Consider the following 13,700-nt stretch of genomic DNA (forward strand, 5'->3'; position numbering starts at 1 on the left):
TGCCGACGCGAGCGGCTAGCCGACCCCGCGGTTGAGCCAGGTGACTTCGCCCGTGTCGCCGCCGCCGCGGAACTCTTCGAGCGCCTCGTCCCATGCGGTACCGAGCACGGTGTCCATCTCGGCGGCCATGGCGTCGGCGCCGGAGGCCATCAGCCCGCGCAGTCGCATCTCGCCGACCATGACGTCACCGTTGGCACTCATCACGCCGTTCCACAGCCCAAGCTGCGGAGTGTGGCACCAGCGGTGGCCGTCGACTCCCTCACTGGGGTCCTCGGTGACTTCGAAACGAAGCACCGACCATGACCGCAGCGCGTTGGCCAGGGCAGCTCCCGTACCCACGGGACCTACCCAGTTGGTGACGGCACGGAGCTGTCCAGGCATCGCGGGCTGCGGTGTCCACTTGAGGTTCGCCCTTGCCGACAGGGTCGACGAAAGAGCCCACTCCACGTGTGGACATACCGCCGCGGGCGAGGCGTGGACGTACACCACACCGGTGGCCGTGTCGGCGAACTGGTTCGACGCACGCATCATCTGCTCCTTCGGCTCAATAGGGACGTCTTCCCCGACGACCTGCTGAGCGCCAAAAAGATGCAGTTGTTTCGTGCGTGTCTATTGTGCCCTGTGAGGCGGGTGTTGCGCTAGTGTGTCCCGAATTCTCTCAGCACTCCATCAGAGAGTGCCGGCCACAGCGGGTGCGCCCACTCGCCGAAATCGCGGTCGGTGAGTGCGACCAGCGCCAGGTCGGCGACCGGATCGACCCAGATGAAGGTGCCCGACTGGCCGAAGTGCCCAAAGGTCGCGGCGCTGTTCAGCGAACCGGTCCAGTGCGGGGACTTGCCGTCGCGGATCTCGAAACCGAGCCCCCAGTCGTTCGGCCGCTGGCTGCCGTAACCGGGCAACACCCCCGCGAGACCGGGAAACTGCACCGCGACGGCGTCGGCGTGCATCTGCTCCGAGACCAGCGTCGGGCGCAGCAGCTCGACGGCGAACAGCGCGAGATCGGCGACCGACGCCTCTCCCCCGAACCCGGCGGCCTCCGCGCCACCCACCAGCGCCGACGCGCCCATGTCGAGCGGCTCGAAGACGGCTTCGGCGAGGTAGCGGTCGAAGGGAATCTCGGTGGCCTGCTCCAACGCCGCCGCCAGCACGGCGAACCCCGCGTTCGAGTAGATCCGGCGCGTGCCGGGCTCGGCGATGACGTCGGGCGAGCGCATCGAGAGGCCGGAGGTGTGGGCGAGCAAATGCCGCACGGTCGAGCCGGGCGGGCCCGCCGGGGTGTCGAGGTCGACGGCGCCCTCCTCCACCGCCACCTGCGCCGCGCGGGCGACGAGCAACTTCGTCACCGACGCCAGGGGGAACCTGCGGGCGACGTCTCCGTGGGACGCGAGCACACCGTGCGGCCCGACCACCGCGGCAGCGGCGTTGGTGACCGGCCATTCGCCGAGGACGTCCAGAGCTGACATGTCGAGGGAGCCTAGTGCGGGGCCAGGCGACGCCAGATCGCCGCCACGTGTCTGGTGTCCGTGCCACAGCACCCGCCGAACACCGTGGCCGCGGGCAGCCGCTCGCGCAGCGCCGCGAGTCCCGCGCCGAAGTCCTCGGGATCGCCCTCGTCGAGATCCTCGGCTTCCTCCAGCTCGGCATGGCTCCGCGTGGAGGCGTTCAGCCGCAGACCGACCACCCGGCGCAGCCAGTCACCGTCGTCGAACGTCGTCGCCAGATGGGTCGGGTGGGCGCAGTTGACCATGAAGTAGGCCGCGCTGGCTCCGGTGTCGGCGTCGACCTGCTCGACGGCCTCCCGCAGCGACTGTCCCGTGGCCAGCCGTCCGTCGGTCTCCACCGTGAACGAGACGGCGGCGGGGACGTCGACGGCCGCGGCGGCCCTGACGATGCCGACGGCCTCCGCGGCGTCGTTGATGGTGACCGCGGTGACCAGGTCCGCGGTGGTCGCGGCGAAGGACGCGATCTGCGGCGCGTGGTAGTCCTGCGCCTCGGCGGCGGTCATCGCCTCCTCGCGGGGCCCGACGCAGCCGCTGATCACCGCGGTGATCCCGTCGGCGGCCGCCGCGGCGCGCACCTCTTCGGCGAGTTCGATCGCCCGCCGGTTGAGCTGGTCGAGCCGGTCGGGTGAAATGCCAAGCCGGGCAGCCCAATCGGGGTTGGCACGCCACGTGGCCGACTCGACGACGAAACCGGTTCGGTGCGAACGCGCGATGTCGAGGTAGCTCGCGTAGTAGCGGCGGAGCACCTCGCGGGTGTCGGCGTGCTCGAGAAGGGGGAACGCCGCGAAGTACGGCAGGTCGACGCCGTAGTGCGACAGCAGGTCGGTCTCGAGACCCCCGTCGGTGACGAACATCTGGTCACCGGCGAGTTGTGGCAGCAGTTGACGCGCGGTCACGACAGTTGGACCGACCTCTTCGCCAGACCCATCCAGAAGCCGTCGACGACCTGGGTCGGGATCTGTTCGGGATCCGCCGACGCCCCGAGCGCGACGAACAGCGGCGCGAAGTGCTCGACGGTCGGATGCGCGTACGGCATCCCCGGCGCCTTGGCGCGGAAGTCGAGCAGCGCGTCGAGGTCACCCGCGGCGAACTGCTCGGCGGCCCAGGCGTCGAACTCCTGCGACCACGTCGGCGCCGCAGCGTTCGGGGTCGGGTCGGTGAGGTACGGCAGGCCGTGCGTGGTGAACCCCGACCCAACGATCAGGACGCCTTCCTCGCGAAGGGGCCGCAGCCGCGCGCCGAGTTCCAACAGCCGCCGCGGGTCCAGCGTCGGCATCGACATCTGCAGCACCGGGATGTCGGCGTCCGGGTACATCACCGTGAGCGGCACGTAGGCGCCGTGGTCGAGCCTGCGGTTCGGGTCGTGGGCGACGGTCTCGCCGTCGGGCATCATCGCCTCGACGCGCCGGGCCAATTCTGGCGCACCCGGCGCGTCATAGGTGACGTCGTAGTAGCGCTGCGGGAAGCCCCAGAAGTCGTACGTCAGTGGGGTTTCGGTGGTGGTGGAGCCGATGGTCAGCGGGGCGGCCTCCCAGTGGGCGGACACCACCAGGATCGCCTCGGGTCGAGGCAGCTCCGCGGACCACCCGACCAGCTGTGACACCCACCTGTCGTCGTCGACGAGCGGCGGTGCGCCGTGGGACAAAAAGAGAGCGGGGATCACCGACCAAGGATCGCACCTCGGCGGCTAGGTTGTAGGCCATGAGTCAGACGGTGCGTGGTGTCATTTCCCGGTCCAAGAAGCAGCCTGTCGAGTTGGTCGACATCGTGATCCCGGACCCCGGTCCCGGCGAAGTCGTCGTCGACGTCATCGCGTGCGGGGTCTGCCACACCGACCTGACCTACCGCGAAGGCGGCATCAACGACGAGTACCCGTTCCTGCTCGGCCACGAGGCCGCCGGCACCGTGGAGTCGATCGGCGAGGGCGTGACCAACGTCGAGGTCGGCGACTTCGTCGTCCTCAACTGGCGCGCGGTGTGTGGGCAGTGCCGCGCCTGCAAGCGCGGTCGCCCCCAGTATTGCTTCAACACCCACAACGCCGCCCAGAAGATGACCCTCACCGACGGCACCGAACTCACCCCCGCCCTGGGTATCGGCGCATTCGCCGACAAGACCCTCGTCCACGAAGGACAGTGCACCAAGGTCGACCCCGAGGCCGACCCCGCCGTCGCAGGACTGATCGGCTGCGGCGTGATGGCCGGCATCGGCGCGGCGATCAACACCGCGAACGTCCAGCGTGACGACACCGTCGCGGTCATCGGCTGCGGCGGCGTCGGCGATGCCGCGATCGCCGGGGCCGCCCTGGTGGGGGCGAAGATGATCATCGCCGTCGACATGGACGAGCAGAAACTGAACTGGGCGCGCGACTTTGGCGCCACCCACACGATCAACGCCCGCGAATTCGACGTCGTGGAGACCATCCAGGACCTCACCGGCGGCAACGGCGCCGACGTCGTCATCGACGCGGTGGGTCGCCCGGAGACCTGGAAGCAGGCGTTCTACGCCCGCGACCTGGCGGGCACCGTGGTCCTGGTCGGCGTTCCGACGCCCGACATGACGCTGGAGATGCCGCTGGTCGACTTCTTCTCCCGCGGCGGCTCGTTGAAGTCCTCCTGGTACGGCGACTGCCTGCCCGAGCGTGACTTTCCCACCCTGATCAGCCTCTACCGCCAGGGCCGTTTGCCGTTGGAGAAGTTCGTCTCCGAGCGCATCGGCCTGGACGGGATCGAAGACGCCTTCCACAAGATGCACGCCGGTGAGGTTCTGCGCTCGGTGGTGATCCTCTAGTGGGCGCCATCCAACGACTGGTCACCAGCGGCACCTTCGAGCTTGACGGCGGCAGCTGGGACGTCGACAACAACATCTGGATCGTCGGCGACGATAAGGAGGTGATCGTCTTCGACGCCGCCCACAGCGCCGAGCCCATCGTCGAGGCCGTCGCGGGCCGCAACGTGGTCGCCGTCGTCTGCACCCACGGTCACAACGACCACGTGACCGTCGCCCCGGAACTCGCCAAGGCCCTCGACGCACCGGTCCTGCTGCATCCGGCCGACGACGTGTTGTGGCGAATGACGCACCCCGACGAGGACTTTCGCGGCGTCGAGGACGGCCTGGTGCTGCGGGCCGGCGACGTCGAGCTGCGGGCGCTGCACACCCCGGGCCACTCGCCCGGTTCGGTCTGCTGGTACGCCCCCGACCTCGGTGCGGTGTTCAGCGGCGACACCCTCTTCAGCGGTGGCCCCGGTGCGACGGGCCGGTCCTACTCGGACTTCCCGACCATCCTGGCGTCGATCTCCGAGCGCCTCGGCACGCTGCCGGCCGACACCGTGGTCTACACCGGTCACGGTGACACCACGGTGATCGGCGACGAGCTCGTCAACTACGACGAGTGGGTCAAGAACGGCAGTTAGTCGGCGTCGCGCTCGGTCGCGTCGACGACGGTCCGCGCACACAGTGCGGGATCGTCGATCATCGGGACGTGGCCGACGCCGCGGAGCATGACGAAGTGCGCGTGCGGGATTCGCTGCCGCGCGGTCACGCCGTTGACCTCGGGCGGGAAGATGCGGTCACCGTCGGCCCAGGCGATGGTGACCGGGCACGTGCGACCCAACGGTTCGACCTGTTCGGTGGTGCCAAGCAGGTCGTCGGCGGCGTCGCACCCGAGTAGGTCGCGCGTCGACTCGACGGCCTGGCGACGGGTGAGGCGATCGGCACGTTCGGCCACGTCGCGCATCGCCAACCGGCGAACCAGCGGCACCCCCAGTGCGGCAGGAGCGACGAATCTCGTTGCCGCGGCCAGCTTTCGGGTGCGACGAAGCGTGTCGGTGGCGTGGGTTTCGTCGTGCGCGCCTGCGGTCCAGAAGCCCGCCGGAGAGAACGCGCACACCGATCGGGCCCGACCGCGACGGGCTAGTTCGACAGCGATCCACCCGCCCATGGAGTTGCCTGCCACGTGCACCGTAGCCAACTCGCGCTCGTCGAGCAGCGCCTCGGTGGCGTCGACGAGGGCTGCGATGGTCGGCCGGCCATGAAGTCTCGGCCCACCGCGGTGGCCGGCGGCGGTGGGAACGATGAGGTCGAACCGGTCAGCGAGCAGGGGCACGACGTCGTCCCAGGCGGCGGCCGACATCGTCACGCCGTGCAGCAGAAGCAGCGGGGGCTTCTCCGTCACGGCGTCAGTTGCGCCGGTCGGCGAAGCCCGGTGGCAGGTCGGCAGGTGCCGCGGCGACGATGGTTTGGTCGTCGACGCCCACGTACTCGAACAGGGTGATGTCGGCGAACTCGGGGACGACGTAGATCGGATAGGTCGGGCCTGCGTCGCGGTAGGCCCGCATCTCGTCGAGGTGCTCGTTCTGGAACAGGACGGTCTTGGATCCGTCGAGGCGAATCCACTCGGGGAAGAAGATCGTGCCGTGCAGTCGCCGCAGGGCAGGCATGACGTTGACGACGACGCTCGTTCCGGTGGGCTCGGTCCAGGAGATCTTGTAGACCTCCGGCGCGAGGGTGACGAGGTCGACCGCCTGATCGCGCACCCACCGGCCGCCGACGTGGCCGGTGTGGATCCGGTAGTCGATGGTGGTGGCGTTCTTGACGTACATCTCGTACTGCCACCCGTTGGCGTAGGTGTAGATGAAACGGTGTCCGACCAGCCCGTTCACGTCCGAGGCGCGGTCACTGTCGGTAGTGTCGTCGATGCTCACGATTTCAGTTTAGAACAAACTATGTTTGTTAGGAACATAATTGTCGAATGCCGCTGCGCTCTCGCGCACGCTCGGTCCGCTGCGCCGCGCCGTGCTCCGCGCGACCCGGTTGGCCGAGGATCTCCCCGACCTCCCCGAGACCCACATCGAGGTGCTGCGCACCGTCGCCGACACACCGGGGCTGGGACCGCCGGCAATCGCCGAGCAGCTCCGACTGGCCCGCCCCACGGTCAGCAATCTGATGAAGACGATGCAGCGGGCGCACCTCATCGAACTGACCCGCGACGTCGACGACGCCCGCCGCGTCCACGTCACCGCGACCGCGACGGCGTTGGAGCTCCTGCGCCGTTACGACGCTGCGAGCGAAGCGATCCTGACCGCGGCGATGAGCGAACTCGACCCCGACGAACGAGCGGCCGTGGCGGCCGCGGTTCCCGCTCTGGCGAAGCTACGGTCGATCCTCTCCGCATCCGGCCGCTAGCGGCCGTCCAGCACCCGCTTCTTCTCCGCGTCGTACTCGTCCGGCGTCAGCGCGCCCGAATCCCGCAGCCGAGCAAGAGATTCCAGGGTTCGCACCCGAATGGCATCCTCGGAGGACGCGTAGCTGGGGACCGCCCGAATCGGCGTTGGCACGTCGTCGTCCGCAGCCCACGGCGGTGGGTTCACGTCACGTCGCCTCGTCCGGGCCGCCCAGACCCGCACGACGATCAGGTCGACGACGGCGAAGCCGAAGATCGCCGCCAGAATCCACGGTAGGTGGCCGTAGTTGCTGCCGTGGCCGAAGGCCAGCGAGGGGTTGAGGTAGGCGCTGACGTTGCCGTCCAACTTCACGTCGTAGGCGCCCGCGGCCGGGACGTGGAGGTACCCGATGCGAACGCGCGCGTCGTTGTTCACCGTCGTCATGCCGCCGTAGTCCTCGGCGAGCTGCAGGTCGGTTCCGTCGGGCCCCGTCATCCGATAGTTCAGCGGAGGAACGGGCAACCCGTTGCCGCTGGCCCCGACGAGCACCGTGTGAAAGGTCACCGTGACCTCACCTGCGGGCAACTGCACGCTGCTCGACCCGGGGATCGGAACCTCGCCGTATGCGTCGTACTCGTCGAATACGAAGGCGTTTAGGATCAGCGTCACGACGAACCCGATCCCGGCGGCGACCATCGTCAACACGGCGACCACGGTGAGGATGCGCGGCGCGGTCGAGCTCTTCATGGCACGCAGTCTGTCACGCCGGAGCGGCAGAGGCGTTACCGTTCACGGTATGCCCGAATCGAGTGCGGTGGTGCGGCCCGAGCCGATGACCAGTGCCTCCTATACCGCCGCCTCACGACTGCAGGCGGCCGGGTTGCACCGGGCGACAACTCTTTTCACCGAGGCCGCCGCGAGCGTTCCCCTGCCGCGGTCACCGCGACCCGTCGTGATCGCCGACTACGGTGCGGCGACGGGGCACAATTCCCTTCTGCCCGTCAGCGCGGCGATCGCCGCGCTACGCAAGCGGACCCGGCCCGAGCACTCGATCCTGGTGACCCACACGGACATCCCCGACAACGACTTCACCGAACTCTTCCGCACCCTGAGCGACGATCCCGACACCTATCTGAAGAAGGACGAGTCGACGTTCGCCTCCGCGGTCGGTCGCTCGTTCTACTCCCAGATCCTGCCGTCGAACAGTGTGAACCTGGCCTGGTCTGCGTGGTCGGTGCAGTGGTTGTCACGCCCGCCGATGCCGGTCCCCGACCACCTGCTGGCGGCGCTCAGCCGCGACACGGAGGTGCGCGCCGCCTACGAGCGGCAGGCCGCCCGCGACTGGCACGAGTTCGTCGCGTTCCGCGGTCGTGAGCTCAGCCCCGGCGGACGGTTGGTGGTCATGACCATGGCGGTCGACGAGGACGGTGACGTCGGCTACCGGCCCCTGTTGGACGCCACGTCCGAAACGCTCGCCGACCTGGTCGAGCAGAAGGTGCTCACCGACGACGAGTCGCGGGCGATGTCGATCCCGTTCACCGCGCGGCGCACCCGTGACTTTCTCTCACCGTTCGCACCGTCCGGCACGTTCGAGAAGCTTACCGTCCAGCATCTCGAGGTGTTCGGCGGCGAGGACAGATTCTGGGCGCAGTATCGAACGGACAAGAAGGCCAAGGAGTTCGGTCAGAGGTGGGCGGCGTTCCTCAGGATCATCGCGTTTCCGACCCTGGCCGCCGCCCTTCCCGTCGACCGCCGCCCCGGCTTCGTCGACCAGCTGAGCGCCGGTGTCGCCGAACGGCTGACCGCCGCCCCCGCCGAGGTGCGCATTCCGCTGGCGGCGGTCGTCATCGAGAAGCAGCAGCGCGCGCACCACTAACTGTCGGTCAGGGCGTCATTTCGTAGGCGCCGTCGTATGCCTTGACCCGCTCCCACACGCGACCGAACCGCGCCGCGTCGGGCACCGGCTTGCGGACGGCACCCAATGCCCAGTCCTGCTGCGCCTGGGTTGACGTCGGCTTTCCTTGTAGCGCAATGGCATAGGAGTTGAAGTCGTCGACCTGGAAGCCGAAGATCTGGTCGACGATGTCGTCGTCGAGGCCGGTGAGGGCCGCCTGCTCGAGGATCAGCTGCCCGTAGACGATCAACGAGAAGAGGTGTCCGACGTTGAGCATGAAGTCGAGATCCTTGGCCTGCGCGGCGTCCGGTGCGGCCGTGAGCAACATGTCGCGGAACGCCTTGGCCTGCTCGTAGAACACGCCGACGTTGGGGACGTGCTGGTGCTGCTCGTATACCGGTGTCCAGTCGGCGAATTGGATGGCACCCGCTCCGCGGGTCGGACCCTGTTTCCAGAAGAAGGTGTCGTCGGCCGCGTCGTTGCGCGTCGGAATCTCTGGGTAGACACGGGGATTGAGCATGTAGTTGGGCATGAACTTCAGCACCAGGCCCACGTTGACGTGCACGGTGCCCTCCAGCCGCGGCAGGCATCCGATGAGTTGGGCTACCTCGCGGAACATGGTGTTCTTCTCGTAGCCCTTGGCGGCGACGACGTCGTGGAGTGAGCGCACGACGGTCTCGCCCTCCATCGTGACCTTCGCCTTGGTCATCGGGTTGAACAGCAGGTAGCGGCGGTCGTCCAGGCTGGCGCTGCGGAAGTAGTCGACCGCCCGCCGACTGAAGGCCTTCATCGCGATCATCCGCGAGTAGGCGTCGACGAAGTTGGCCCGGACGTGGCCGAAGTCGGTGACGGGGTTGCCGTACAGAATCCTGTTCTGCGCGTGGGTGATCGCCTCGTAGAAGGCGTGCTCGCACATTCCGATCGACGACGAGCACAGGTTGAACTTGCCGACGTTGACGGTGTTGAGCGCTGCGCTGAAGGCCTCCACCCCGGTGTGCAGGATGTCCTCGGCGCGCACCGGATAGTTCTCGAGGCGGAACGTGCTGACGTAGATCTGCATGTGCACGACGTTGTCGACCAGGTGGTAGTTCTCGTGGCGGCTGTCGGCGGCGAAGAAGACGTAGCCGTCCTGGCCCTCGACGTCCCCTCGGCGGCCGAAGACCGACACCAGGCTCGCGACGTTGCCGTTGCCGATGTAGTACTTCTCCCCCGACGCCCGGTAGAGGATGCCGTCGGCGACGTCTTCCTCGCTGGCCGGGGTCAGCACCATGTCGGTGCTGTAGACGTCGGCGCCGTGTTCGCGCTCGGAGAGCCCGAACGCCATCACCTCGCCCGCGTCGAGGTCGTCGGCGGCCCGCAACTTGGCGTCCTTGTTCTCGCTTTGCCAGACCGGACCTAGACCGAGGATGGTGACCTGCTCGGTGTACCAGTAGGTCAGCCCGTAGAAGCCGAGGATCTCGGCAAGGGCGGCGTTGCGGGCGCCGTCCCACCGCTTGTCCGGATTGCCGTCGGCGAACTCCGACGGCGTCAGAAAGGTGGCGAAGACCTTCTCCCGCTTGACGAACTCGACGAAGTCGGCGGGCCATTGCGCCCGGAGGTCGTCGTCGAGGATGCGTTTCTTGCCCTGGCCCTCGAAGAAGTCGATGGTGGCGCGCAGCAGGCGGCGCGTCTCGGCGTCGAATTCGGATCCGTCGTAGTGGTGCGGGTTGAACAGCAAACCGTCGGTGCGCGGAGATACAGCAGTCATGCCCCCGAGCCTAGGGCTGCTGCGGTTGGAACGGTGACGGAACGAAGGGCAGACCGGGGATGGTCTGGTACGGCAGCGTCGGGATGGCCGGGGGCTGCGTGGTCGACGTCTGCGGTGGCTGGGTGGTCGTCGGCGGCGCCTCGGTGGTGGTGGTCGGCGGCGGGGCCTCGGTGGTCGGAGGCGGCGCCTCGGTGGTGGTGGCTGGCGGGGGCGGCGCCTCCCGCGTCACCGTCACCGGTGGTGGGGGCGCCTGCTGGACGACGGTCTGTTCCGGCGCGGGCTGCTCGGGCGGCACCTCCGCCGGTGGCTCCGCCGGCGGTGGGTTGACCTCGGACGACGGCGGTGGGGCTTGAGTGGTCGTGGCCGGCGTGGACGCCGGCGACTCGTCGTCTCGCAGCAGCAGGTAGCCGGCGGTACCGACGGCCACCAGCACCGCAGCCGCAGCGGCGGCGATAATCCCGGCGGGCGTGCGGTACCACGGCGGCGGAGGCTCGGCAGCGTCGTCCTCGTCGTCGACGAAGGCGATCGGCGGCCGGGGGTCGGCGTATTCGACGTCGGGTTCCTGGGTCGCCGGCTCGGGTTCGGGGATGTGCTCGGCGTCCGACCAGGCCAAGGCCCGGAACGTCGACGACGCGGGTGCGCTCTGGTCGACGGGCGGGAGCGGCGCGATCGGGGCGACGGCGGCGGGCGCCATCGCGGTCGCGTCGTCGGGTACCAGACCGCGCGCCGCGGAGAGGCCGCCGCCGATCGCTGCGGCCAACTCGGGCCGCGCCGACGTGACGACCGGAACCCGGAGGTGCTCCGACAGCGACGTGACGAGGGCGGGGATCAGCGCACCGCCGCCGGCGGTGGCCACCGCGACCAGGTCGCCGGGTCGAATCCCGCTGCGCTGCAACGTGTCCTGCACGGCGTCCAACAATCCGGCCAGGGGTTCGCGGACCGCTTCGTCGAGTTCGGCGCGGGTGATCCTGATTTCGGACTGCCGGCCGGGCAGGTCCACGGTCACCGACGCGCTCGCCGACGTCGACAGGCGCTCCTTGGCCGCGCGGCATTGACCACGCAGCCTGTTGAGGTTCCCGATCGCCGAGGTCGACGACAGGTCGACCGATCCCGACGCCGCGAGGTCACCGACGATGCGTGTCAGCAGGGCCTGGTCGACGAGGTCGCCGGAGAAGTCGGGGTGTCGGACGGTGGGCCCGATCGGGGCGAACCCGTTGGCGGCGTCGGCCAGGGTGATGCTGGTGCCGGTTCCGCCGACGTCGCAGAGCGCGACGACGCCTCGGCTCGGCACGCCAGGGTCGTCCCGAAGGGCGGTGAGTGCCGCGGTGGCGTCGGAGCCGAGCGTCATCCCGTCCAGCTCGCGGCGCAGGGCCTCGACGGCAGCCGGTCCCCAGTGGGCCGGGTGGGTAACCCCGACCGGTTCGGTGGGCGGCCGGCCGCCGGTCAGCGCGGCCAGCAGTGACCGCAGCGCCTCGGCGAGCAGGCTCTCGGCTCGGTGCGACGAGCCGTCGGGCGCGACGATGGGCACCGGGTCGCCGACGCGGTCGACGAAGTCGGTGATGATCAGTCCGCGCTCGGTGAGGTTGGGGTTCTCGCTGGGTACGCCCACTTCCGCGGGCCGGTGGGGGTAGCGCGTCAGGACCGGCGATCGGGTCACCGCGGACCGGCCTATTGCCACCGCCCGCAAAGCGGTGGCACCGACCGAGAGCCCTATTCCGTCTGCCACGTCATCGAATTGTGCCTTGTCCAGCAATCAGGGGCAGATCCAGTGGGGTCACCCAGCCCGGGGGCAGGTCGTTGACAGCGGGCACCGCGTTGAGTGCGCGCAGGCCGGTGGCGAGGCAGCCCGCCGCCGCGGCGTCGCGTCCGGACCCGTCAGTGAACCGGAAGGCCGTCTCCTGGAAGATGCTCGGGGTGCCTTCGATGTCGACCCGGTAGACGTCGTTGTCGCTTCCCGACGGCCAGTCCGGGGCGGCGTCCTGTCCGATCCGGTTGACGTGCTCGAGCTGAATTCGCGTCTCGCCGTTGAAGATTCCGTTGATGGTGAAGCGGACGGCGGCGACGTTGCCCGGTGCGATGACGCCCTTGACTGTCTTGCGCTCGTCGGGCGTCACCCACTTGTCCCAGGTGGTGGTGATCTCGTCGAGTTGGATGCCCGCGGCGTGGGCGATCATCGGAACCGTTGCGCCCCAAGCGAAGACCAGGATGTCCGGCGTCTCGAGAAGCGGCCGGTGCTCGGGTGGCCGCCCGATGCCCATCTCGAACTCGTAGTCACCTTCGTAGTTGGTGTAGTCCAGCAGCTCCGACGCCCGCACCGTGCGAATCTCCGAGCAGAGCCCCATCAACGTCATCGGGAAGAGGTCGTTGGCGAAACCCGGGTCGATGCCGGTGGTGAAGCACGACGACCGACCCTCCTCGCAGGCATCGGTGATCGGCTGGATCCAGTTGGGAGGGTTCAGGTGCATCTTGGGCCACACCCACGGCGTCATCGACGTCGAACACACGTCGACGCCGGCCCGGAGGAACCGCGTGATCAGCGCGATGTTGTCGTCGGCGTGCGCGGCCGTCGGACCGTAGTGCACCACCGCGTCCGGCTTGAGCGCGATCAGCGCGTCGACGTCGTCGGTGGCGGTGAGGCCGATCGGGGCGCCGAGCCCGCAGATCTCGCCGACGTCGCGGCCCACCTTCTCGGGATTGCTGACACCGACGCCGACGAGGTCGAACGACGGGTGCTTCACGATCTCGGCGATCACCATCCTGCCGACGAAACCGGTGCCCCACACCACGATTCGCTTGCTCATGTCAGCGGCACCGCTTCAGGCCGGCCGGGTCGCAATACAGCGGATACCGGTCGACCGGGATGGGCAGCGGCCGCGCGAACGCCATGGTGAACGGCGAGACGACGATCTTCGGGCCGACCTGACCGTCGCACGCCGCACTGTTGGCCACCGAGCGCGTACCGGCCATCGTCAGGTCGTCGAACTTGTAGGTCTCCACGACGGGCACCCAGCCCCCGTCCGGGCACGGGAACCCCTCCTTGATGTTGGTGGAGAACGCCCACTGCCCGCCGGTCAGGCGGGCGTCGCCGCCGCTGACCCTCGGCGTGCTTGGCGAGACGTGCAGTCGGCACGCCACCGGAAGCTCGAGGTTGTCGCGCAGGTCACCGACGGTGGGAACGCAGCTGGGGTAGATCGTCCACTCCGCCTTCAGGTCGCCCTGGGTGTAGCTGTAGACGCCCTCCATCACCTGGTCTGCGCTGGCAGGACCGGCGAAGCCGAGCGTCGAGGTGAACAGAATTGCGGCAGCGGCGAACACCCGGGCGATCGTCATGACCCGAGTATCGCAGCGCGACCGCTCCGAAGTCAGCGGTTTGCCCGATGCGCACCGGCGCACGCGGT

General features: G+C 68.8%; 15 protein-coding genes. 4 read left to right on the forward strand and 11 right to left on the reverse strand.

Annotated features, from left to right (window positions below; genetic code table 11):
* Positions 1 to 15: 15 nt before the first annotated feature.
* The 4 genes from ASD37_RS17945 to ASD37_RS17960 all read right to left on the reverse strand — a co-directional run bounded on the left by ASD37_RS17945 (position 16) and on the right by ASD37_RS17960 (position 3,162).
* Positions 16 to 528, reverse strand: coding sequence for a DUF3145 domain-containing protein (locus tag ASD37_RS17945; RefSeq protein ID WP_056555382.1), 513 nt, complete (start codon positions 526 to 528; stop codon positions 16 to 18).
* Between the two features lie 110 nt (positions 529 to 638).
* Positions 639 to 1,463: a serine hydrolase gene (locus tag ASD37_RS17950; protein WP_056554139.1), complete on the reverse strand. Its 825-nt coding sequence runs from the start codon at positions 1,461 to 1,463 to the stop codon at positions 639 to 641.
* Positions 1,464 to 1,474: 11 nt separating this feature from the next.
* A complete protein-coding gene (locus tag ASD37_RS17955; RefSeq protein ID WP_235568455.1) occupies positions 1,475 to 2,398 on the reverse strand; it encodes a homocysteine S-methyltransferase family protein in 924 nt (307 codons plus the stop codon).
* Positions 2,395 to 3,162, reverse strand: coding sequence for a dioxygenase (locus ASD37_RS17960; RefSeq protein WP_056555388.1), 768 nt, complete (start codon positions 3,160 to 3,162; stop codon positions 2,395 to 2,397). The genes ASD37_RS17955 and ASD37_RS17960 overlap by 4 nt, the downstream gene beginning before the upstream one ends.
* 41 nt (positions 3,163 to 3,203) lie before the next feature.
* On the opposite strand from ASD37_RS17960, the gene ASD37_RS17965 reads away from it, so the two are divergent.
* The gene (locus ASD37_RS17965) at positions 3,204 to 4,289 is read left to right on the forward strand and encodes an S-(hydroxymethyl)mycothiol dehydrogenase (RefSeq protein WP_056554142.1); all 1,086 of its coding nucleotides are present in this window, start codon (positions 3,204 to 3,206) and stop codon (positions 4,287 to 4,289) included.
* Complete coding sequence (locus tag ASD37_RS17970; RefSeq protein ID WP_056554145.1) at positions 4,289 to 4,912, forward strand: MBL fold metallo-hydrolase; 624 nt, start codon at positions 4,289 to 4,291, stop codon at positions 4,910 to 4,912. The genes ASD37_RS17965 and ASD37_RS17970 overlap by 1 nt, the downstream gene beginning before the upstream one ends.
* Here the strand turns inward: ASD37_RS17970 and ASD37_RS17975 are convergent.
* Together ASD37_RS17975 and ASD37_RS17980 are read right to left on the reverse strand one after the other, a co-directional pair.
* Positions 4,909 to 5,673 (reverse strand): alpha/beta fold hydrolase, encoded by a 765-nt coding sequence (locus ASD37_RS17975; protein WP_235568456.1) that lies wholly within the window; start codon positions 5,671 to 5,673, stop codon positions 4,909 to 4,911. The genes ASD37_RS17970 and ASD37_RS17975 overlap by 4 nt on opposite strands.
* A gap of 4 nt (positions 5,674 to 5,677) precedes the next feature.
* Complete coding sequence (locus tag ASD37_RS17980) at positions 5,678 to 6,196, reverse strand: phenolic acid decarboxylase (protein WP_304438722.1); 519 nt, start codon at positions 6,194 to 6,196, stop codon at positions 5,678 to 5,680.
* 46 nt (positions 6,197 to 6,242) lie between these two features.
* Here ASD37_RS17980 and ASD37_RS17985 point away from each other — a divergent pair, with 46 nt between their 5' ends.
* Positions 6,243 to 6,683: a MarR family winged helix-turn-helix transcriptional regulator gene (locus ASD37_RS17985; RefSeq protein WP_056554151.1), complete on the forward strand. Its 441-nt coding sequence runs from the start codon at positions 6,243 to 6,245 to the stop codon at positions 6,681 to 6,683.
* Here the strand turns inward: ASD37_RS17985 and ASD37_RS17990 are convergent.
* Positions 6,680 to 7,408, reverse strand: a complete 729-nt coding sequence (locus tag ASD37_RS17990) for an SHOCT domain-containing protein (RefSeq protein WP_056554155.1) — start codon at positions 7,406 to 7,408, stop codon at positions 6,680 to 6,682. The two genes, ASD37_RS17985 and ASD37_RS17990, sit on opposite strands and share 4 nt — an antisense overlap.
* A 49-nt stretch (positions 7,409 to 7,457) precedes the next feature.
* Here ASD37_RS17990 and ASD37_RS17995 point away from each other — a divergent pair, with 49 nt between their 5' ends.
* Positions 7,458 to 8,537 carry an SAM-dependent methyltransferase gene (locus tag ASD37_RS17995; RefSeq protein WP_056555394.1) on the forward strand — a complete coding sequence of 360 codons (1,080 nt, stop codon included), beginning with the start codon at positions 7,458 to 7,460 and terminating at the stop codon, positions 8,535 to 8,537.
* Positions 8,538 to 8,544: 7 nt separating this feature from the next.
* Here ASD37_RS17995 and ASD37_RS18000 read toward each other — a convergent pair whose 3' ends face one another.
* From ASD37_RS18000 to ASD37_RS18015, 4 genes are read right to left on the reverse strand one after another with little or no spacing between them, the layout of a single operon-like run.
* A complete protein-coding gene (locus ASD37_RS18000) occupies positions 8,545 to 10,302 on the reverse strand; it encodes an acyl-CoA dehydrogenase family protein (protein ID WP_056554157.1) in 1,758 nt (585 codons plus the stop codon).
* Between the two features lie 10 nt (positions 10,303 to 10,312).
* Positions 10,313 to 12,028 (reverse strand): Hsp70 family protein, encoded by a 1,716-nt coding sequence (locus ASD37_RS18005; RefSeq protein ID WP_056554160.1) that lies wholly within the window; start codon positions 12,026 to 12,028, stop codon positions 10,313 to 10,315.
* Position 12,029: 1 nt separating this feature from the next.
* On the reverse strand, positions 12,030 to 13,103 hold the full coding sequence (locus tag ASD37_RS18010; RefSeq protein ID WP_056554163.1) for a dihydrodipicolinate reductase: 1,074 nt from the start codon (positions 13,101 to 13,103) through the stop codon (positions 12,030 to 12,032).
* A gap of 1 nt (position 13,104) precedes the next feature.
* The gene (locus tag ASD37_RS18015) at positions 13,105 to 13,632 is read right to left on the reverse strand and encodes a hypothetical protein (RefSeq protein ID WP_056554166.1); all 528 of its coding nucleotides are present in this window, start codon (positions 13,630 to 13,632) and stop codon (positions 13,105 to 13,107) included.
* Between the last annotated feature and the right edge of the window lie 68 nt (positions 13,633 to 13,700).

The organism is Mycobacterium sp. Root135 (assembly GCF_001426545.1).
Lineage (GTDB): Bacteria > Actinomycetota > Actinomycetes > Mycobacteriales > Mycobacteriaceae > Mycobacterium.

Coding starts and splice junctions, on each gene's coding strand:
- ASD37_RS17990 (WP_056554155.1), bottom strand. CDS start 7,408: ATGAAGAGCTCGACCGCGCCGCGCATCCTCACCGTGGTCGCCGTGTTG.
- ASD37_RS18015 (WP_056554166.1), bottom strand. CDS start 13,632: ATGACGATCGCCCGGGTGTTCGCCGCTGCCGCAATTCTGTTCACCTCG.
- ASD37_RS17950 (WP_056554139.1), bottom strand. CDS start 1,463: ATGTCAGCTCTGGACGTCCTCGGCGAATGGCCGGTCACCAACGCCGCT.
- ASD37_RS18010 (WP_056554163.1), bottom strand. CDS start 13,103: ATGAGCAAGCGAATCGTGGTGTGGGGCACCGGTTTCGTCGGCAGGATG.
- ASD37_RS18000 (WP_056554157.1), bottom strand. CDS start 10,302: ATGACTGCTGTATCTCCGCGCACCGACGGTTTGCTGTTCAACCCGCAC.
- ASD37_RS17945 (WP_056555382.1), bottom strand. CDS start 528: ATGCGTGCGTCGAACCAGTTCGCCGACACGGCCACCGGTGTGGTGTAC.
- ASD37_RS17965 (WP_056554142.1), top strand. CDS start 3,204: ATGAGTCAGACGGTGCGTGGTGTCATTTCCCGGTCCAAGAAGCAGCCT.
- ASD37_RS17995 (WP_056555394.1), top strand. CDS start 7,458: ATGCCCGAATCGAGTGCGGTGGTGCGGCCCGAGCCGATGACCAGTGCC.